We start from the raw sequence: 20,598 nt of genomic DNA, 5'->3' as shown, positions 1-20,598 counted from the left end.
ATGACAATGCGTAATTCTCTTTTGACCGTACTGGGAAGTGTTATGTTGCTTGGCGCGGCGCTGCCCGCCCATTCTGAAAGCGTGCTGCGAATCGGTCTGGGCGCTGACCCGGACATGCTCGACCCGCATCTGGCGCGCACCTACTATGGCCGCTTCGTCTTTGCCTCTCTCTGCGACAGGCTGGTGGACGTGGATGAAAACCTGAAGGTTGTCCCCGGTCTGGCTAAAGACTGGGCGTGGAGCGAGGACGGTAAAACCCTGACGCTCAATCTGCGAGACGGGGTCACCTTCCACGACGGTGAGAAATTCGATGCCGCCGCCGCAAAATACAACCTCGACCGCGCCCTGACCCTGAAAGGCTCCCTGCGTAAAAGCGAGATCTCGTCGGTGGAGTCGGTAGAGGTCACCGGCCCGATGCAGATTGCGCTGCACCTGAAAACGCCGGATGCCGCGCTGCTGATGCAGCTCACCGACCGCGCGGGCGCGATGATGGCCCCCGAGGCGGCGAAAAAGCCTGACTTTGCCGCCCATCCGGTTTGTTCCGGCCCGTACAAGTTCGACAGCCGCGTGTCCCAGGACCGCATCGTTCTGACCCGTTTCGACAACTACTGGAACAAAGGTGCTTACCACTTCGACAAAATTATCTATCTGCCGATCCCGGATGCCTCCGTGCGCCTCGCGAACCTCCGTGCGGGCGATCTTGATCTGACCGAAGGCATCGCCGCCAGCGACGTTAAAACCGTCGAAGCCGACAGCAAGCTGGTGCTGGCGAAGGTGACCGGTCTGGGCTATCAGGGCATCACCTTCAATATCAACAACGGCAAGGTACCGGCGAACGATCCGTTCAAGGACGCTCGCGTGCGCGAGGCGTTTTCTCAGGCCATCGACCGCGATGCGTTAAACCAGGTGGTCTTTGAGGGGCTCTACACCCCGGCCAACCAGGCGTTTTCACCGGTCAGCCCGTATCACGTTAACCTGCCGGTCCCGCCGCGTGACGTCGACAAAGCCAAAGCGCTGCTGAAAGCGGCAGGCATCACCGCACCGCTGACCGTCAACCTGCTGGTGCCAAACAACCCAACCTCGCAGCAGGTGGGTCAGGTATTGCAGGCGATGGTCGCCGAAGCCGGTTTCACCCTGAACCTGCAAATGACCGAATTTGCCACGCTGCTGGATCGCCAGCAGAGCGGTGACTATCAGCTGAGCTTCTCCGGCTGGTCGGGACGCCCGGATCCGGACGGCAGCATCTACGGCTTTATCAATAGCAAAGGCACGCTTAACGACGGCCGCTACAGCAACGCGCAGGTTGATGAATGGCTGACCCAGGCGCGCCAGAGCACCGACCAGACCGCACGCCAGCCGCTGTACGACAAGGTGGTGAAGCAGCTCCAGACCGATATGCCGATTGCCTACCTCTACTTTGAGCCGCGCATTTTTGGCCTGAACAAAAGCGTGCAGGGCTTTAAGCCGTACCCGGACGGCATCGTGCGTCTGGCCGGTTTGACGCTGGCGAAATAAACGTCCTGAGGAGAACCCATGCTGGAACTGATTTGCAAACGTCTGCTGCTGGCCGTCCCGACGCTATTGCTGGTGAGCATGATGGTGTTCGGGCTGCAAAAGCTGCTGCCCGGCGACCCGCTGATCGCCATGGCCGGGGAGGAGCGCGATCCGGCCGTCATCGCCCAGCTGCGCGCGGAGCTGAACCTCGATGCGCCGATCCCCGTGCAGTATTTTCACTGGCTGACGCGGGCGCTGCAGGGCGATCTGGGCGTCTCCTTACGCACGCACGAGCCGGTGACGCAGCTCATCGCCAGCAAGCTGCCGGTCACGCTGGAGCTGTCGCTGCTGGCGATGATTATCGCGCTGGTGTTTGGCATCAGTATGGGGATCCTCGCGGCGGTGAACAAAAACAGCTGGGTCGATCACGGGGCGAACTTCGTGGCGATCTCGGGGATCTCGATCCCGCACTTCTGGCTGGGGATCCTGCTGATTCTGGTCTTTTCGGTAAACCTGCAGTGGCTACCCGCGTCCGGCTATGTGCCGTTCAGTGAAGATCCGCTCCAGAACCTGCGCACGCTGCTGCTGCCCGCGTCCGTGCTCGGAACGGGGCTCGCGGCAACGCTGATGCGCCACACCCGCGCCTCGATGATTGCGGTACTGAAGGCGGACTACATCCGCACCGCGCGGGCGAAAGGGCTGCTGCCGAAGGCGGTGATCCTGAAGCACGCGTTCCGCAACGCGCTTGTGCCGGTGATCACCCTCACCACGCTGCTGTTCGGCGAACTGCTGGGCGGCGCGGTGCTGACCGAGCAGGTCTTCACCATTCCGGGCTTCGGCAAGATGATCGTCGACTCGGTATTTAACCGTGACTACGCGGTGGTGCAGGGCGTGGTGCTGATCGTGGCGATTGGCTTCCTGATGCTCAACCTGCTGGCCGACGTGCTCTACGTCCTTATCAACCCGAAAATGCGAGGTTAACCATGGCGGAACTGACAACGCAAACCGTTGCCCCCGCGCTGCCGCGCGCGCAGAACCGGGTGCTGAAGAAATTCCTCGGCAATAAAAGCGCGGTGATTGGCGCGGTGGTCGTGGGATTCTTTGTGCTGGTGGCGCTGCTGGCACCGTGGATTGCCCCGTTCGACCCGGTTAAAGCCAACTTTCTGGCGGTGCGCAAAGCGCCGTCGGCGATGTACTGGTTCGGCACCGACGAGCTGGGGCGCGACATTTTATCCCGCATTATCTGGGGGGCGCGCACCTCGCTGATGGCGGGCTGTATGTCGGTGGTGATTGCGGTGGTTATCGGCGTGCCGCTGGGGCTGGTGGCGGGCTACTTCCAGAAGATGTGGGACGGGGTGATCTCGCGCTTTATCGAGGCGCTGCTGGCCTGTCCGTTCCTGATCATGGCGATCGCGCTGGGGGCATTTTTGGGCCCGAGCCTGACCAACGCGATGATCGCCATCGGTCTTTCGGCGATGCCGATCTTCGCCCGCCTGACGCGCGGCCAGGTGATCGCCATTCGCAACGAAGAGTATATCGACGGCGCGCGGGCGATTGGCCTGCCGGATCGCTGGATCATCATTAAATACGTCCTGCCAAACGTGATGTCGCCGATCCTGGTGCAGGCCACGCTGGCGATTGCCTCGGCGATTATCGCCGAAGCCAGCCTGTCGTTTTTAGGGCTGGGACAGCAGCCGCCCAATCCGTCCTGGGGGTCCATGCTCAATACCGCGAAAGGGTTTCTTGAGCAGGCGCCGTGGATGTCCGTGTTCCCCGGTGTGGCGATTTTCCTTGCCGTGCAGGGCTTTAATTTACTCGGCGACGGGCTGCGCGATGCGCTCGATCCGCGCCACGACTAAGGAGTCATGATGACCAAAGCGCTTGATTTTACGTCCGGTTACGCTTCACGACGCCCGCCGATGCTGGGCCATAACGCGGTTGCGACATCGCAGCCGCTGGCGGCACAGGCAGGCATGAAGATGCTGCAGCTGGGCGGGAATGCCGTCGATGCGGCCATTGCCACCGCGATGGCGCTGACGGTGGTTGAGCCGACCGGCAACGGGATCGGCAGCGACGCCTTTGCCATCGTCTGGGACGGTGAAAAGCTGCACGGTCTGAACGCGTCCGGTCGTTCGCCTGCGAGCTGGCATGCGGATCTGTTTGCCGGTAAAACCGCAGTGCCGGAAATCGGCTGGGACGCGGTGACCGTGCCGGGGGCGGTATCCGGCTGGGTCGCGCTGGCGGAACGCTTCGGCACGCTGCCGTTGACCACGCTGGCGCAGCCCGCCATTGACTATGCGCGCAACGGCTTCCCGGTCTCCCCGCTAATTGGCCATCTCTGGCAGCGCGGCTATAACAAGCTGAAGGATCAGCCGGGCTTCAGCGCCTGCTTCGCACCGGAAGGCCGCGCCCCGTGCGTGGGGGAAATCTTCCGTAACCCGGCGCAGGCGAACTCGCTGGAGCTGATTGCGAAAACCAACGGCGACGCGTTTTATCGCGGCGAGCTGGCGCAGAAAATTGCCGCCTTTGCTAAAGAGCACGGCGCGCACCTGACGGCTGAGGATCTGGCAAACCATCGCGTGGACTGGGTTGAGCTGCTGTCGCGCGACTTCGCGGGCGGTTCGGTGCAGGAGCTGCCGCCAAACGGCCAGGGGATCGCCACGCTGATTGCGCTCGGCATTCTTGAGCAGTGCGGCATTGAGAAGCATCATCCGGATTCCGTGCAGTCTCTTCATCTCTCCATCGAGGCGATGAAGCTGGCGCTGGCGGATCTCGACCGCTACGTGGCGGATGAAGAACACATGGCGTTCGCGGCGAAAGAGCTGCTAAGCGACCCTTATCTGAAGTCGCGCGCGGCGCTTATCGATCACGATAAGGCCTCTGATTTTGTCTACGGTTCCCCGACGCAGAGCGGCACGGTCTACATCAGCACCGCCGACGCCAGCGGGATGATGGTCTCGTTTATTCAGTCCAACTATATGGGCTTTGGATCAGGCATTGTGGTGCCGGACACCGGGATCAGCCTGCAAAACCGGGGCTGCGGGTTTGTGCTGGATCCACATCACCCGAACGCGCTGGCGGGCAGCAAGCGTCCGTTCCATACCATCATTCCGGGCTTTGCGATGGACGGCAACGGCCAGCCGCTGATGTCCTTTGGCGTGATGGGCGGCCCGATGCAGGCGCAGGGGCACATGCAGATGGCGCTGCGCATTATGCTGCACGGACAAAACCCGCAGGCGGCGATTGACGCCCCGCGCTGGCGCGTGGTGCAGGGCAGGGAGGTGATCGTTGAATCAACGTTCGATCGCAATACGATTGCCGCGCTGCGCGAACGGGGGCATCAGATCGTGGTGGAAGATCCGCTTCAGGATTACAACTTCGGCGGTGCGCAGGTGATTTACCGCCTGCCGGAAGGCCACTACGTCGCCGCGACGGAAAGCCGCAAAGACGGGCAGGCGTTGGTGAGTTAATTAACGCCCGGTGGCGCTGCGCTGACCGGGCCTACGCTGTGCTCTATGTAGGCCGGGTAAGGCGTAGCCGCCACCCGGCTTTTTTTCACCCAATACTGAACGGATCCGCATCCTGCCACGCCGGAAACTTCTCCCGGTACTCCTGCAACGCCGTCAACGACAGCTCGGCATCAATACGCGTCGCCTGATGCGGCTCGGCGGTGGCAATAATTTCTCCCTGCGGATTCACCACCCGGCTGTCGCCACGGTAGTGATGCCCGTTGCCGTCGGTTCCCACGCGGTTACAGCCCACCACGTACGCCTGGTTCTCTATAGCGCGCGCCGCCAGCAGCGTCTGCCAGTGCAGGGAGCGGGGCGCAGGCCAGTTGGCGACATACAGCGCCAGGTCGTAATCGTTGCGGTTGCGCGACCACACCGGGAAGCGCAGGTCGTAGCAGACCAGCGGCAAAATACGCCAGCCGCGCCATTCAAACACCACGCGCTCGTCACCGGCTTCATAGTGATGGTGCTCATCCGCCATGCGGAACAGGTGGCGCTTATCGTAGAAGTGCACCTTTCCTTCCGGCTCCACCAGCAGGAAGCGGTTCACCGGTCCGCGTTCGGTTTGTAGCGCGGCGCTACCGGCAATTAACGCGTTGGTCTCCTGCGCTTTGGTCTGCATCCAGGCGACCACCTCGTCCTGAGGCATCGACTGTTTCGCCGCTTCCATGGCAAAACCTGTAGTGAACATCTCCGGCAGGACAATCACATCACGCCCGGTAATCTCTTCCAGTTGACGATCAAAGTGGCGCAGGTTGGCGGGGCCATCCATCCACACTAAAGGTTGCTGCAAAATCGAAATCTTCAAACCAGGCACGATACAGACTCCTCAAAAGACCGCTTTTTGACACTGTAGCACGTCATTACGAGAAAATGTGGCAATAAAAAACCCCGCGCGAGGCGGGGTTTGTACAAGCGAAACGCGTTACGCTGCTTCAGGTTTGCGGTGCTTCTCCGGGAGCTTTACCGGCTGCGTCGCCAGCTCGTCCGGTTCGAAATCATCCACGTTAATACTGCGCAGACGGCTCTCTTCGGCTTTCACCAGCAGAGCGGCTTCATCTTTATTGATGATGCCACCGGCCAGCGCCTGTTTTGCCAGTTCGTCCAGACGGGTAAACGGCAGGTTTTTGCCCAGCTGTTTACAGATCTTCTGGTGAATCGGATCGGCAGCCATCACGTCCAGCAGCGCCTCTTCCAGCAGACCCACCGGGTTATGCGGCGTCGGCTCAAGATACTGACCACGACCGATACGGGAGCGGGTTGCGCTCGGTACCTGCAGGATCTTCGCTACCTTGTGGTCCAGCTTGTCGGACGGTGCCAGATGGTGACGACCGGTTGGGAAGATCACCGCGCGCAGGGCACCCGCCACGAAGCGGTTCGGGAAGTTCGCCAGCAGGTCGTCAATCGCCTGTTCGGCCTGATACATCGCATCCTGCACGCCCCAGTGCACCAGCGGCAGATCCGCTTCCTGACGGCCTTCGTCGTCGTAGCGCTTCAGGACCGCCGAGGCCAGGAAGATCTGGCTCAGCACATCGCCCAGACGAGCAGAGATACGTTCGCGACGCTTCAGGCTACCGCCCAGCACCGCCATGGAGACGTCAGACAGCAGAGCCAGGTTGGCGCTCAGTCGGTTCAGATGCTGGTAGTAACGTTTGGTCGCATCGCCGGTTGGCGTCGCGCTAGTGAGGCCGCGCGTCAGGCCCAGCCAGAAGCTGCGCACCTTGTTGCTGCCCACGTGACCGATATGTTTGAACAGCAGCTTATCGAAGGCATCCACGTCGTTGTTCTGCGCAGCGGCCATCTCTTCCAGTACGTACGGATGGCAGCGAATGGCGCCCTGACCGAAGATCATCATGCTGCGGGTCAGGATGTTTGCCCCTTCCACGGTGATGGCAATCGGTGCGCCCTGATAGCCGCGCGCCAGGAAGTTGCCTTCGCCGAGCATAATGCCTTTACCGCCTGCGATATCCATCGCGTCAATGATCGACTGCTGCGCGCGGTGGGTACAGTGGTACTTCACAATCGCGGACAGCACAGCCGGTTTTTCGCCCAGCATAATGCCGTAGGTAATCAGAGAAGCAGCGGCATCCATCACGTAGGCATTGCCCGCGATACGCGCCAGCGGCTCTTCGATACCTTCCATCTTGCCGATGGAGATTTTGAACTGACGGCGGATGTGCGCGTACGCACCAATCCCCATCGCGACCGACTTCAGACCGCCGGTTGAGTTCGACGGCAGGGTAATGCCGCGACCCACAGACAGACATTCCACCAGCATACGCCAGCCCTGACCGGCCATTTTCGGACCGCCGATGATGTAGTCAATCGGCACGAAGATATCCTGGCCGCGGGTTGGACCGTTCTGGAACGGCACGTTCAGCGGGAAGTGACGACGACCAATTTCAACGCCTGGGGTAGAGGTTGGGATCAGCGCACAGGTAATGCCCAGATCTTCATCGCCGCCCAGCAGTTTTTCCGGGTCAGAGAGCTTAAAGGCCAGACCCAGTACGGTGGCAATAGGCGCCAGGGTGATATAACGCTTGTTCCAGGTCAGGCGCATGCCCAGCACCTGTTCGCCCTGCCATTCGCCCATGCAGACCACGCCGGTATCCGGGATCGCACCTGCATCGGAGCCCGCTTCCGGGCTGGTCAACGCGAAGCAAGGGATTTCCTGACCGCGTGCCAGACGCGGCAGGTAGTGATCTTTCTGCTCTTCGGTACCGTAATGCTGCAGCAGTTCGCCCGGGCCTAAGGAGTTAGGCACGCCAACGGTAATCGCCAGGATCCCGGAAACGCCCGCCAGCTTTTGCAGGACGCGAGCCTGAGCGTAAGCGGAGAACTCCAGACCGCCGTACTCTTTCTTGATGATCATCGCGAAGAAGCGATGTTCTTTCAGATACGCCCACAGCTCTGGCGGCAGATCGGCCATTTCATGGGTGATGGCAAAGTCGTTTGCCATGCGGCACGCTTCTTCCACCGGGCCGTCAATAAAGGCCTGCTCTTCAGCGGTCAGACGCGGCTGCGGATAGTTGTGCAGCTTTTTCCAGTCAGGATTGCCCTGGAACAGATCGCCTTCCCACCAGGTGGTGCCCGCATCAATCGCTTCTTTCTCAGTGCGTGACATTGGCGGCATCACTTTGCGGAAGCCTTTGAACACCGGCGCGGAGATCATCGACTTACGCATCGGTGCCAGGTTAAACGGCAGAAGAATGATGGCAAGAGGGACTAAAAGCCAGATATTCCAGAGGCCTGCGACGCCAAGCGCAGCCGTCCAGGCCAGAAGAATCAGGCTGCTCAGGAATAAACTTACGCGGTGATAGAACAGCACACCGAGCAGTACAACGGTTGCGAGAATGCTCAAAATCATCATAAAGAAAAGCTCCCTTGCTTGTAGGAGGTCTGACCACTTGTGATGATATGGTTGTAGTTGATGTAAATTCCTTTAGCAATGTGTTTACAAAATAATTACAACCTGGTTCACATTGTTCGCGTTTTCGTCGGCACGAAAAAACAAAACGCCGGACGATTCGCATGGCTTTAGCTTCTCGCTTTTGACGCTATCCGGTACACTCCACTGTGTTATTTCATCAATACTGAAGGATTATCCTCATGTACCAGGATCTTATTCGTAACGAACTGAACGAAGCGGCGGAAACGCTGGCGAACTTTCTGAAAGATGATGCCAATATTCACGCTATTCAGCGCGCAGCGGTCCTGCTGGCCGACAGCTTCAAAGCCGGTGGCAAAGTGCTCTCCTGCGGTAACGGTGGCTCCCACTGTGACGCCATGCACTTCGCCGAAGAGCTGACCGGACGCTATCGCGAAAACCGTCCGGGCTACCCGGCGATTGCGATTTCCGACGTGAGCCACATCTCCTGCGTAGGCAACGACTTCGGTTACGACCACATCTTCTCCCGCTACGTTGAAGCGGTAGGCCGTGAAGGCGACGTGCTGCTGGGGATCTCGACCTCTGGCAACTCCGGCAACGTGATCAAAGCGATCGCCGCCGCGCGTGAAAAAGGGATGAAAGTCATCACCCTGACAGGTAAAGATGGCGGTAAGATGGACGGTACAGCGGACGTTGAAATCCGCGTTCCGCACTTCGGTTATGCTGACCGTATTCAGGAAATTCACATCAAAGTGATCCATATCCTGATCCAACTGATCGAAAAAGAGATGGTTAAGTAAGAAGGCTATTTTATTTGCCATTTTGAATCCGGGCAGTGCTCGAAATCCTCACGTACTACGTGTACGCTCCGGTTTCTGCGCGCTGTCCGAATCCAAACTGGCTGCAACAATTACGCCTTCCCGCGTTAAGGCGTTTTGTGGAGGTGTTGTATGTGCGAACTGCTCGGGATGAGCGCTAATGTGCCAACCGATATCTGCTTTAGTTTCACCGGGCTGGTTCAGCGCGGTGGAGGAACCGGGCCGCATAAAGACGGCTGGGGCATCACCTTCTACGAAGGCAAAGGGTGTCGCACGTTCAAAGATCCACAGCCTAGCTTCAACTCACCGATTGCCAAACTGGTGCAGGACTACCCCATCAAGTCCCGCTCGGTGATCGCCCACATCCGTCAGGCAAACCGCGGCGAAGTGGCGCTGGAAAATACCCATCCGTTTACCCGTGAACTGTGGGGCCGTAACTGGACCTACGCGCACAACGGGCAGCTTACGGGCTATAAGTCGCTGGAGACGGGCAATTTCCGCCCGGTCGGCGAAACGGACAGCGAAAAAGCCTTCTGCTGGCTGCTGCACAAGCTGACGGAGCGCTATCCCCGCACGCCCGGCAACATGGCCGCCGTATTCAAATATATCGCGACGCTGGCGTCTGAACTGCGTGAAAAAGGCGTGTTCAACATGCTGCTTTCTGACGGGCGCTATGTGATGGCGTTCTGCTCAACGAATCTGTTCTGGATCACCCGCCGCGCGCCGTTTGGCGTTGCGACGCTGCTCGATCAGGATGTGGAGATAGACTTTCAGAAGGAGACCACACCGAACGATGTGGTCACTGTTATCGCAACGCAGCCGCTGACGGGCAACGAAACCTGGCAAAAGATTATGCCAGGCGAGTGGGTGCTATTTTGTCTCGGGGACCGTGTAATTTGACGCCAGCTGCGGGTGGACGACTTCGTGGCTCAGCGGCTTGCTGACCACGTAACGACCATCGACGATAGAGACCACCGGTGGCTTGCGGGTCTGCTCAAAGTAGTCGTAACCTGGCTTCAGCTGTTTCCAGAAATCCGCGTAGTAGGAGTACTTATGACGCGCCATGTTGGCGTCCGTCATGCGGAACGGATAGATGCTGACCTGTACGTTAGGCTGCCCAAAGACCAGCGCGCCCGTGACAAACTGGAAAATCTCATCAATGCCGGAGTCGGTCATCGCATAACAGCCGACAGACACGCAGGCACCGTGGATCATCAGGTATTTACCTTCATAACCGTGTGCACGGTCATAGGCATTCGGGAAGCCAATGTTAATGGCTTTATAGAAGCGGCTGTCAGGTTTTAGCTGACTACGCTGAACATTGTAAAACCCTTCCGGACTTTTGAAATCGCCCTGACGCTGTTTTGGCCCCAGACCACCGGAGTAGTTACAAATTTTGTAACTATCAAGCAGCTGATATGTCTCGCCCATTTTCACAAACAGATCGAGAGTGCGTTCTTCCTTGAAGATTTGAATATAAACCGGGGATCCCATCAGCTGTTGTTTATATTCTTTGCTAACCGGTGTCGTTGAGCTATTACTGCTGAGCAGTCCGGCAAACGACATGCACGGCATCAGAAGCATCGCAATGAACAATGCGATTTTACGCATACTACTAGTTCCTTGATAAAACCATGACCAAATTGCCAGGACGGCAAAAGAGACCCGAAATCAGATTAATCTGGACAGGAGCGCTCACATTAGCACCGATAAAGATTTTCGCAAGAGCCAACCTTTGTGTTTACAAATTAGTTTTACTTTATAACCCATTCAAATCGCCCTGACTCCAGGAACTTTGCGTAATAGCTCGCATTTTGGCGCGTCAGGAGGCGGATCCTCTGCCCCCTTTGGGACGAAAATGGTACACTTCACCCCCTCTGGATTGTTGTTCATGGATACCTGCTAACTACATGTTTAGAATAAGAAAAGGACTTGATCTGCCGATTTCCGGTGTGCCCGATCAGCACGTCGCGCAAGGGGCCAGCATTCGTCATGTCGCTATTTTGGGCGACGATTATGTGGGGATGCGCCCGGCGATGCTGGTGCAAGAGGGCGATCGCGTCATCAAAGGCCAGGCGCTCTTCGAGGATAAAAAAAATCCGGGCGTCTTGTTTACGGCCCCGGCCAGCGGCACCGTTGTGGCGATTCATCGCGGTGAACGCCGCGTGTTGCAATCCGTTGTGATCCGCCTTGAAGGCGATGAGCAGCGCGAGTTTGCGCGTTTTGATGTGGCCGACCTCGCGACACTCAGCCGCGAATCCGTGCAGGCGCAGCTGCTGGCGTCGGGGTTGTGGACGTCACTTCGCACCCGCCCCTTTAGCAAGTCACCGGTTCCGGGAACCGTACCTGCGGCTATTTTCGTTACCGCCATCGACACCAATCCGCTCAGTGCGGATCCGCAGCCTATTATCCTGGCGCAGCGCAAGGCGTTTGATGCCGGGTTGACCCTTTTAACGCGTCTGACGCCCGGGAAGGTTCATGTCTGCCAGGCGAGCGGCGGCAAGCTTGGCGGCCATCCACAGGGGCAGGTAACGTTTAATGAATTTGCTGGCCCGCATCCGGCGGGGCTGGTGGGCACACACATCCACTTCCTTGAACCGGTGAGCCTGACAAAACAGGTCTGGCATCTGAATTATCAGGATGTGATTGCCATAGGTACGCTCTTTACCACGGGTGAGCTGTGTGCTGAACGCACGATCGCCATTGGTGGACCGCAGGCGACAAACCCACGTCTGGTGAAGACGCTATTAGGTGCAGATATCAATGAGCTGCTGACCGATGAAACCAAAGCGGGTGAAAACCGCCTGATTTCCGGTTCGGTACTCAGTGGCCGTCATGCCGTTGGCGCGCAGGCTTATCTGGGGCGCTTCCATCTGCAGGTGAGCATCGTTCAGGAAGGGCGTGAGAAAGAGCTGTTCGGCTGGGTTCTGCCTGGTGCAGAAAAATACTCCGTCACCCGCACCACGCTGGGTCACTTCCTGCGCCATAAGCTTTTCAACTTCTCCACCAGCACCCACGGCGGTGAGCGTGCGATGGTACCCATTGGTAACTACGAGCGCGTAATGCCGCTGGATATTCTGCCTACCGTGCTGCTGCGCGATCTCCTTGCTGGCGATACCGACGGCGCGCAGGCGCTGGGCTGCTTGGAGCTGGACGAAGAAGATCTGGCGCTCTGTACCTATGTGTGTCCAGGCAAATACGAATACGGACCCGTATTGCGCGAGGTGTTAACCCGCATTGAGCAGGAAGGATAACGATGGGCTTAAAACACCTCTTTGAAAAAATTGAGCCGCACTTTACCGAAGGGAAGCTCAAAAAGTACTACCCGCTGTATGAAGCGACAACGACCATTTTCTACACGCCGGGGCTGGTGACGAAAGGGGCGGCGCACGTGCGCGACGCCATCGATCTCAAGCGAATGATGCTCCTGGTATGGTTTGCCGTCTTCCCGGCCATGTTCTGGGGCATGTACAACGTCGGCTTGCAGACCATTCCGGCACTGCACCACATGTACGATGCACAGCAGCTGGCGCAGGTGATCCAGTCCGACTGGCATTACCGTCTGGCGCAGTCGCTGGGGGTAAGCTTTGCGCCCGACGCGGGCTGGCTGAGTATGATGACGCTGGGCGCGGTCTTCTTCCTGCCAATCTATATCACGGTCTTTATCGTGGGCGGCTTCTGGGAAGTGCTGTTTGCCATTATTCGCAAACATGAGATCAACGAAGGCTTCTTCGTGACCTCTATTCTGTTTGCTCTGATTGTTCCGCCAACGCTGCCGCTCTGGCAGGCGGCGATGGGGATCAGCTTTGGCGTGGTGATTGCCAAAGAGATCTTCGGCGGGACCGGACGCAACTTCCTCAACCCGGCGCTGGCGGGGCGCGCGTTCCTGTTCTTTGCTTACCCGGCGCAGATCTCCGGCGACCTGGTGTGGACGGCAGCCGACGGTTTCTCCGGCGCGACGCCGCTTTCACAGTGGGCGGCAGGCGGCGGCGAAACGTTGGTTAACAATGCTACCGGCCAGCCGGTCACCTGGTTCGATGCCTTTATAGGCAACATTCCGGGTTCCATTGGCGAAGTGTCTACCCTGATGATTTTGCTTGGTGGCGCAATCATTCTCTTTGGTCGTGTGGCCTCCTGGCGCATCGTCGCAGGTGTCATGCTTGGCATGGTGCTTACCGCCACGCTGTTCAATCTCATTGGTTCAAGCACTAACCCGATGTTCTCCATGCCGTGGTACTGGCACCTGGTGCTGGGAGGCTTTGCGTTTGGCATGATGTTCATGGCGACCGATCCCGTCTCGGCCTCGTTTACCGATAGAGGTAAATGGTGTTACGGCGTGCTCATTGGCGCGATGTGCGTTCTGATCCGCGTGGTCAATCCGGCGTATCCTGAAGGGATGATGTTGGCCATTCTGTTTGCCAACCTGTTTGCGCCGCTGTTCGATTACCTGGTGGTGCGGGCCAACATTAAGCGGAGGAAGGCGCGTGGCTGAGGTTAAAAATAACGACAGCATCAGCAAAACGCTGCTGGTGGTGCTGGTACTGTGTCTGGTCTGTTCCATTGTGGTTGCGGGGTCTGCCGTGGGGTTAAAACCGCTGCAGCAGGAGCAACGCGCGCTGGATAAACAGCGTAACATTCTCGCCGTGGCCGGGCTGATGCAGGAAGGCATGACGAAGGACGACGTCGCAGACGTGTTTGCCGAACGTATTACCGCGCGGCTGGTGGATCTAAAAACCGGTGAGCTGATGGATAAAGACCCGGCGAAGTATAACCAGGCGCTGGCGCTGAAAGATCCGCAGATGAGCACCGTGCTTGACGCATCGCAGGATCCGGCAGGTATAAAGCGCCGCAGCAACATCGCGGAGATCTACCTGGTGCGTGACGAACAACAGCGCGTGCAGGAAGTGGTTTTGCCCATCTACGGTAACGGGCTGTGGTCAATGATGTACGCCTTTGTGGCACTGGATACCGATGGCCGCACGGTCAAAGGCATTACCTATTACGATCAGGGCGAAACGCCGGGGCTGGGTGGCGAAGTGGAAAACCCTAACTGGCGCGCGCAGTTTGTCGGCAAAAAAGTGCTCGACGATAGCGGTCAGCCTGCTCTGAGAGTCGTGAAAGGGGGGGCGCGTCCCGGGGATGAATTCGCCGTTGACGGCCTTTCAGGGGCGACGCTCACCTCAAACGGGGTGCAGCACAGTTTTGATTTCTGGATGGGCGAACTTGGCTTTGGCCCCTTCCTGAAAAATGTACGTGAAGGAGCGCTGAATAATGGCTGATACGGGCGAACTGAAAGAAGTTAAAAAGGTGCTGATTGGCCCACTTTTAGCCAATAACCCGATAACGTTACAGGTGCTGGGCGTCTGTTCAGCCCTGGCAGTGACGACCAAGCTGGAAACGGCGGTGGTGATGACGCTGGCGGTCACGCTGGTTACGGCGTTTTCCAGCATGTTTATCTCGATGATCCGCCACCACATCCCCAACAGCGTGAGGATCATCGTGCAGATGGCGATCATCGCCTCGCTGGTGATCGTGGTCGATCAGTTGCTGCGCGCTTTTGCCTACGAAACATCAAAACAGCTTTCGGTGTTTGTCGGGTTGATTATCACCAACTGTATCGTGATGGGCCGCGCAGAGGCTTACGCCATGAAGATGCCGCCGCTCGCGAGCTTTATGGACGGTATCGGCAACGGCCTCGGCTACGGCGTGATCCTCCTGACGGTAGGGTTCCTGCGTGAGCTGATTGGCAGCGGCAAGCTGTTTGGCATCACGGTGCTGGACACGGTGCAGAACGGCGGCTGGTATCTGCCGAACGGCCTGTTCCTGCTCGCGCCAAGCGCATTTTTCATTATCGGTTTGCTGATCTGGCTGATTCGTACGTTGAAGCCTGAACAGCAGGAAAAGGAGTAACCGACAATGGCTCATTACCTGAGTTTATTTGTGCGCGCGGTGTTTGTTGAAAACATGGCGCTCGCGTTTTTCCTCGGCATGTGTACGTTCCTCGCCGTGTCTAAAAAGGTCTCCACGGCATTTGGCCTGGGCGTGGCGGTCACCGTTGTGTTGGGGCTTTCGGTTCCGATTAACAACCTGGTGTTCAACTTCGTGCTGCGGGACGGCGCGCTGGTGGAAGGGGTCGATCTCAGCTTCCTCAACTTCATCACCTTTATCGGCGTGATCGCGGCGCTGGTGCAAATCCTTGAGATGATCCTCGATAAGTATTTCCCGTCGCTGTACAACGCGCTGGGGATCTTCCTGCCGCTGATCGCGGTGAACTGCGCCATCTTCGGCGGCGTCTCGTTTATGGTTCAGCGCGATTACAACTTCAGCGAATCCGTGGTCTATGGCTTCGGTTCCGGCATCGGCTGGATGCTGGCGATTGTGACCATGGCGGGGATCCGCGAAAAAATGAAATATGCCAACGTGCCTGCGGGTCTGCGCGGCTTAGGGATCACCTTTATCACCACCGGCCTGATGGCGTTGGGCTTTATGTCCTTCTCCGGTGTGCAGCTATAAGGGCTAACAGATGGAAATTATTCTTGGCGTGGTGATGTTCACGCTGATTGTTCTGGTGCTGTCAGGGCTGATTCTGGCGGCGCGTGCGAAGCTGGTGAACGCCGGTGATGTCATTATTGATATCAACGATGACCCGCAAAATCAGATCCGTACCCCGGCAGGGGACAAACTGCTCAATACGCTCTCGGGCAATGGGATCTTTGTCTCGTCAGCCTGTGGCGGCGGTGGCTCATGCGGGCAGTGCCGTGTGACGGTGAAAGAGGGCGGCGGTGATATCCTGCCAACTGAACTTTCCCATATCACGAAGCGTGAAGCGAAAGAGGGGTGCCGTCTGGCCTGCCAGGTCGCGGTGCGCCAGAACATGAAGATTGAGCTGCCGGAAGAGATCTTCGGCGTTAAAAAATGGGAGTGCGAAGTTATCTCTAACGATAACAAAGCCACCTTCATTAAAGAGCTTAAGCTGCGTGTCCCTGAAGGGGAGAGCGTTCCGTTCCGCGCGGGCGGGTATATCCAGATTGATTGTCCGGCGCACACCGTAGCGTATGCCGACTTCGACGTGCCCGAGGAGTATCGGGCCGACTGGGACAAATTCAATCTCTTCCGCTTTGTTTCCGAAGTAAAAGAGCCGGCGTTGCGCGCTTACTCCATGGCTAACTATCCGGAAGAGAAGGGCATTATCATGCTCAACGTGCGTATCGCCACGCCGCCGCCGAATGTGCCGAATGCACCGCCGGGCGTGATGTCGTCGTATATCTGGTCCCTTAAGCCAGGCGACAAAGTGACGATCTCCGGTCCGTTCGGTGAGTTCTTTGCCAAAGATACCGATGCGGAAATGGTCTTTATCGGCGGCGGTGCCGGTATGGCCCCGATGCGCTCGCACATCTTTGACCAGCTCAAACGTCTAAGCAGCAAGCGTAAAATCAGCTTCTGGTACGGGGCACGCTCCCTGCGCGAGATGTTCTACGACGACGAGTTTGAACAGCTGGCGCGTGAGAACCCTAACTTTACCTTCCACGTGGCGCTTTCCGATCCGCAGCCGGAAGATAACTGGACGGGCTATACGGGCTTCATCCACAACGTGCTGTACGAAAACTACCTCAAACAGCACCCGGCACCGGAAGACTGCGAGTTCTATATGTGTGGTCCGCCGATGATGAACGCCGCCGTGATTAAGATGCTTAAAGATCTTGGCGTCGAAGATGAGAACATCATGCTTGATGACTTTGGAGGCTGATGATGCTGACGTTTCTGGCAACATTCGCGGTGTTTGTGCTGGTGGTGCTCGGCATGTCGTTAGGCTGGATCATCAAGCGTAAAAGCATTCAGGGCAGCTGTGGCGGTATTTCATCCCTTGGGATGGAAAAGGTGTGCGACTGCCCGGAACCGTGCGATGCGCGGAAAAAAAGAATGGCCCGCGAGCAGCAGCGTATCATTTAAGTGTATGTGAGCCGGGTAAGGCAAAGCCGCCACCCGGCGTTTTCACATCTGCTTCTCAATCCTCATTTATTTACTGTATACTTATCCAGTGATGAGTGAGGGCTTACTATGCGCAAAATAATCCATGTCGATATGGACTGCTTTTTTGCCGCAGTGGAGATGCGTGACAACCCGGCGCTGCGGGATATTCCCATCGCCATTGGCGGCAGCCGCGTGCAGCGCGGTGTGATCAGCACCGCCAACTATCCCGCGCGCAAATTTGGCGTGCGCAGCGCCATGCCGACTGCGATGGCCTTAAAGCTTTGCCCTCATCTCACGCTCCTGCCCGGTCGGTTTGATGCTTATAAAGAGGCCTCAATTCATATTCGGGAAATCTTCTCCCGCTACACCTCACTGATAGAACCGCTGTCGCTGGACGAAGCCTATCTGGATGTGACCGACAGCGTGCATTGCCACGGCTCCGCCACGCTGATGGCCCAGGAGATCCGCCAGACGATATTCAACGAGCTGAACCTGACCGCATCAGCGGGCGTCGCACCCGTTAAATTCCTCGCCAAAATCGCCTCCGATTTAAATAAACCCAACGGTCAGTACGTCATCACGCCTGAAGAGGTGCCTGCATTTTTAAAAACGCTGCCGCTCGGCAAAATCCCCGGGGTCGGAAAAGTCTCCGCCGCTAAGCTGGAAAGCATGGGGCTACGGACCTGCGAAGACGTGCAGCGAAGCGATCTCGCCATGCTGCTGAAGCGCTTTGGGAAGTTTGGTCGCGTGCTGTGGGAGCGCAGTCAGGGCATTGACGATCGCGATGTGAACAGCGAACGGCTACGGAAATCCGTCGGCGTTGAGCGCACCCTCATTGAAGATATTCATGACTGGTCCGAGTGCGAGGCCATTATCACGGAACAGCTTTACCCTGAGCTGGAGCGACGCTTAACCAAGGTGAAGCCGGACCTGCTGATCGCCCGTCAGGGCATCAAGCTAAAATTCAACGATTTCCAGCAGACCACGCAGGAACACGTCTGGCCGCGTCTGAATAAAGACGATCTGATTGCGACCGCAAAAAAGGCATGGGAAGAGCGCCGGGGCGGGCGAGGGGTGAGGCTGTTGGGATTGCACGTCACGCTGCTGGACCCGCAGCTGGAACGACAGCTGGTATTGGGATTGTAAAAAAGCCCGGTGCGCTACGCTTACCGGGCCTATGTTTTTCACGCTCTCCCTGTGGGAGAGGGCTGGGGTGAGGGTATTACTTAGCAGGAATCGCTTTCAGCAGTTCAGTCAGCAGCGTCCAGTAGTGACCGACGCTTTCGATATGAACCTGCTCATCCGGCGAGTGCGGACCGGTGATGGTTGGTCCGATAGACACCATGTCCATGTCAGGATACGGCTTCTTGAACAGACCGCATTCCAGACCGGCGTGGATAACCTGAATGTTCGGGGTGCTGTTGAACAGACGCTGGTATGTTTCACGCACCAGTGCCATGACCGGAGAGCTTGCGTCCGGCTGCCAGCCCGGGTAGCTGCCTTTCGCGGAGGTTTTTGCGCCCGCCAGCGTGCCCAGAGACTCCAGCATGCTCACTACGTACTCTTTACCGCTGTCGATCAGGGAACGGATAAGGCAGATGATCTCTGCGCTGTCGTCGCCCATGGTCACCACGCCCACGTTCAGGGAGGTTTCTACCACACCTTTCGCGACGTCAGAGTTGCGGATCACGCCGTTTGGCGTCGCATTCAGCAGCTGAACGAAGGTGTCACGAGACTGTGCGGTCAGGGCGGCTTTATCCGTGGTCACGGATTCCAGCACTACGGTCAGGTTCTTCTCTTTCTCAGAAAGTTCGTTTTTCAGGATATCAAGATAAACGCTGGAGAGCTTTTTCAGCTCGTCTGCTTTTGCCGCAGGAACGGCTACGGTGGCGAAGGCTTCACGTGGGATCGCGTTGCGCAGGGTACCGCCGTTGAAGTCGACCAGACGCAGATCCAGCTCAGCCGCGTGACCCGCCAGGAAGCGTGCCAGCAGTTTATTGGCATTGCCGAGACCCAGATGAATATCACCGCCGGAGTGGCCGCCTTTCAGCCCTTTCAGCGTCAGCTTGAAGGTCTGGTAGCCTGCGGGAATCGCTTCACGAGACAGCGGCAGGGTAGAAATGAAATCAATCCCGCCCGCGCAGCCCATGTAGATCTCGCCTTCTTCTTCGGAGTCGGTGTTGATCAGGATATCCGCCTGCAGCCAGTTGGCCTGCAGACCGAACGCGCCGTCCATGCCTGCTTCTTCGGTCATGGTCAGCAGCACTTCCAGTGGACCGTGCTCAACGCTGTCGTCAGCCAGCACCGCCAGCGCAGAGGCCATACCGATGCCGTTATCCGCGCCCAGGGTGGTGCCGCGCGCTTTCACCCACTCGCCGTCGATGTACGGTTGAATCGGGTCTTTAGTGAAGTCGTGAACGGTGTCGTTGTTTTTCTGCGGAACCATGTCCAGGTGCGCCTGCAGCACAACCGGTTTACGGTTTTCCATGCCTGCAGTGGCGGGCTTGCGGATCAGAATGTTGCCAACCTGGTCGCGCTCGGCGTGCAGACCTTTTTCCTTCGCCCAACCCATAATGTGTTCGGCAAGCTGTTCTTCATGGTAGGAAGGGTGTGGAATGGAACAGATTTTGGCAAAAATATCCCACAGCGGTTGTGGAGATAATTGAGACAGTTCAGACACGATAAGTCTCCTTGTCGATGCGCTGCAAACTGGGTTGCAGGTCACAGGGTTAGCAGGTTAATAGTTACCACAAGACAGGCTTGCGAGATGCTTCTGAGAATACCACTTTCTCCGACGGCGGGTAGCATAAAGCATGTAAAAACTCAGGCTCGGGGCGCTAAACACTGGTTTTTAGTGCGTCAGATCTCTATAATCTCGCGCAACCTATTTCCCCCTCGAACACTTTTTAAGCCGTATATAAACAGGCTGGGACACTTCACATGAGCGAAAAATACGTCGTCACCTGGGACATGTTGCAGATTCACGCACGCAAACTGGCTGCGCGTCTGATGCCTTCCGAGCAGTGGAAAGGCATTATTGCCGTTAGCCGCGGCGGTCTGGTACCGGGGGCGCTGTTGGCACGTGAGCTGGGTATTCGTCATGTCGATACCGTATGTATCTCCAGCTATGACCACGACAACCAGCGCGAGCTGACCGTGCTGAAACGCGCGGAAGGCGACGGTGAAGGCTTCATCGTTATTGACGATCTGGTCGATACCGGTGGTACCGCGGTGGCTATCCGTGAAATGTATCCAAAAGCGCACTTCGTCACGATCTTCGCTAAACCGGCGGGTCGCCCACTGGTTGACGATTACGTGATTGATATCCCGCAGGATACCTGGATTGAACAGCCATGGGATATGGGCGTGGTCTTCGTACCGCCTATTTCAGGCCGTTAATCCCAGTACGTAACTTTAC

19 protein-coding genes are annotated in these 20,598 nt (G+C 57.6%); 15 read left to right on the top strand and 4 right to left on the bottom strand.

Features of this window, described 5'->3' with window-relative positions; translation table 11 throughout:
• From EXW94_RS19335 to EXW94_RS19320, 4 genes are read left to right on the top strand one after another with little or no spacing between them, the layout of a single operon-like run.
• On the top strand, positions 1–1,515 hold the full coding sequence (locus EXW94_RS19335; RefSeq protein ID WP_174340777.1) for an ABC transporter substrate-binding protein: 1,515 nt from the start codon (positions 1–3) through the stop codon (positions 1,513–1,515).
• Between the two features lie 18 nt (positions 1,516–1,533).
• Positions 1,534–2,475 carry an ABC transporter permease gene (locus EXW94_RS19330; RefSeq protein ID WP_008500268.1) on the top strand — a complete coding sequence of 314 codons (942 nt, stop codon included), beginning with the start codon at positions 1,534–1,536 and terminating at the stop codon, positions 2,473–2,475.
• A 2-nt stretch (positions 2,476–2,477) separates the two neighbouring features.
• Positions 2,478–3,353 carry an ABC transporter permease gene (locus EXW94_RS19325; protein WP_063431376.1) on the top strand — a complete coding sequence of 292 codons (876 nt, stop codon included), beginning with the start codon at positions 2,478–2,480 and terminating at the stop codon, positions 3,351–3,353.
• A 9-nt stretch (positions 3,354–3,362) separates the two neighbouring features.
• Complete coding sequence (locus EXW94_RS19320) at positions 3,363–4,964, top strand: gamma-glutamyltransferase family protein (RefSeq protein ID WP_174340822.1); 1,602 nt, start codon at positions 3,363–3,365, stop codon at positions 4,962–4,964.
• Positions 4,965–5,049: 85 nt separating this feature from the next.
• On the opposite strand, the gene EXW94_RS19315 is transcribed toward EXW94_RS19320, so the two are convergent.
• Entirely contained in the window at positions 5,050–5,820 is a 771-nt protein-coding gene (locus tag EXW94_RS19315) for an amidohydrolase (RefSeq protein WP_108415652.1), read from the bottom strand.
• Between the two features lie 108 nt (positions 5,821–5,928).
• Positions 5,929–8,373 carry an acyl-CoA dehydrogenase FadE gene (gene fadE, locus EXW94_RS19310; protein ID WP_100167170.1) on the bottom strand — a complete coding sequence of 815 codons (2,445 nt, stop codon included), beginning with the start codon at positions 8,371–8,373 and terminating at the stop codon, positions 5,929–5,931.
• A gap of 239 nt (positions 8,374–8,612) precedes the next feature.
• Here fadE and lpcA point away from each other — a divergent pair, with 239 nt between their 5' ends.
• Together lpcA and EXW94_RS19300 are read left to right on the top strand one after the other, a co-directional pair.
• On the top strand, positions 8,613–9,191 hold the full coding sequence (lpcA, locus tag EXW94_RS19305) for a D-sedoheptulose 7-phosphate isomerase (protein ID WP_010427884.1): 579 nt from the start codon (positions 8,613–8,615) through the stop codon (positions 9,189–9,191).
• A gap of 150 nt (positions 9,192–9,341) precedes the next feature.
• Positions 9,342–10,109 (top strand): class II glutamine amidotransferase, encoded by a 768-nt coding sequence (locus tag EXW94_RS19300; protein ID WP_010427885.1) that lies wholly within the window; start codon positions 9,342–9,344, stop codon positions 10,107–10,109.
• Here EXW94_RS19300 and dpaA read toward each other — a convergent pair.
• Complete coding sequence (gene dpaA, locus EXW94_RS19295; RefSeq protein WP_174340776.1) at positions 10,080–10,820, bottom strand: peptidoglycan meso-diaminopimelic acid protein amidase; 741 nt, start codon at positions 10,818–10,820, stop codon at positions 10,080–10,082. The genes EXW94_RS19300 and dpaA overlap by 30 nt on opposite strands.
• 299 nt (positions 10,821–11,119) lie before the next feature.
• Here dpaA and EXW94_RS19290 point away from each other — a divergent pair, with 299 nt between their 5' ends.
• From EXW94_RS19290 to dinB, 8 genes are all read left to right on the top strand, one after another.
• On the top strand, positions 11,120–12,463 hold the full coding sequence (locus EXW94_RS19290; RefSeq protein WP_174340775.1) for a Na(+)-translocating NADH-quinone reductase subunit A: 1,344 nt from the start codon (positions 11,120–11,122) through the stop codon (positions 12,461–12,463).
• 2 nt (positions 12,464–12,465) lie between these two features.
• Complete coding sequence (locus EXW94_RS19285; protein WP_174340774.1) at positions 12,466–13,701, top strand: NADH:ubiquinone reductase (Na(+)-transporting) subunit B; 1,236 nt, start codon at positions 12,466–12,468, stop codon at positions 13,699–13,701.
• Positions 13,694–14,488, top strand: a complete 795-nt coding sequence (locus EXW94_RS19280) for a Na(+)-translocating NADH-quinone reductase subunit C (protein WP_174340773.1) — start codon at positions 13,694–13,696, stop codon at positions 14,486–14,488. The genes EXW94_RS19285 and EXW94_RS19280 overlap by 8 nt, the downstream gene beginning before the upstream one ends.
• On the top strand, positions 14,481–15,119 hold the full coding sequence (locus tag EXW94_RS19275; protein WP_014882676.1) for an NADH:ubiquinone reductase (Na(+)-transporting) subunit D: 639 nt from the start codon (positions 14,481–14,483) through the stop codon (positions 15,117–15,119). Before EXW94_RS19280 ends, EXW94_RS19275 begins: the two co-directional genes overlap by 8 nt.
• A 6-nt stretch (positions 15,120–15,125) precedes the next feature.
• Positions 15,126–15,722 (top strand): NADH:ubiquinone reductase (Na(+)-transporting) subunit E, encoded by a 597-nt coding sequence (gene nqrE / locus EXW94_RS19270; RefSeq protein WP_003863217.1) that lies wholly within the window; start codon positions 15,126–15,128, stop codon positions 15,720–15,722.
• 10 nt (positions 15,723–15,732) lie between these two features.
• Positions 15,733–16,956: an NADH:ubiquinone reductase (Na(+)-transporting) subunit F gene (nqrF, locus tag EXW94_RS19265; protein ID WP_126816693.1), complete on the top strand. Its 1,224-nt coding sequence runs from the start codon at positions 15,733–15,735 to the stop codon at positions 16,954–16,956.
• A gap of 2 nt (positions 16,957–16,958) precedes the next feature.
• The gene (gene nqrM, locus EXW94_RS19260) at positions 16,959–17,159 is read left to right on the top strand and encodes a (Na+)-NQR maturation NqrM (protein WP_029484987.1); all 201 of its coding nucleotides are present in this window, start codon (positions 16,959–16,961) and stop codon (positions 17,157–17,159) included.
• Positions 17,160–17,267: 108 nt separating this feature from the next.
• Positions 17,268–18,326, top strand: coding sequence for a DNA polymerase IV (gene dinB / locus EXW94_RS19255; protein WP_174340772.1), 1,059 nt, complete (start codon positions 17,268–17,270; stop codon positions 18,324–18,326).
• A gap of 76 nt (positions 18,327–18,402) precedes the next feature.
• Here the strand turns inward: dinB and pepD are convergent, their stop codons facing one another.
• Positions 18,403–19,860 (bottom strand): cytosol nonspecific dipeptidase, encoded by a 1,458-nt coding sequence (gene pepD / locus EXW94_RS19250; protein WP_010427902.1) that lies wholly within the window; start codon positions 19,858–19,860, stop codon positions 18,403–18,405.
• Between the two features lie 260 nt (positions 19,861–20,120).
• Here pepD and gpt point away from each other — a divergent pair, with 260 nt between their 5' ends.
• Positions 20,121–20,579 (top strand): xanthine phosphoribosyltransferase, encoded by a 459-nt coding sequence (gene gpt / locus EXW94_RS19245; RefSeq protein ID WP_010427903.1) that lies wholly within the window; start codon positions 20,121–20,123, stop codon positions 20,577–20,579.
• Positions 20,580–20,598 lie beyond the last annotated feature (19 nt).

Origin of the sequence: Enterobacter sp. JMULE2, from assembly GCF_013337145.1 — a bacterium.
GTDB lineage: Bacteria > Pseudomonadota > Gammaproteobacteria > Enterobacterales > Enterobacteriaceae > Enterobacter > Enterobacter mori.
This window is presented reverse-complemented; position numbering and strand designations above follow the sequence as displayed.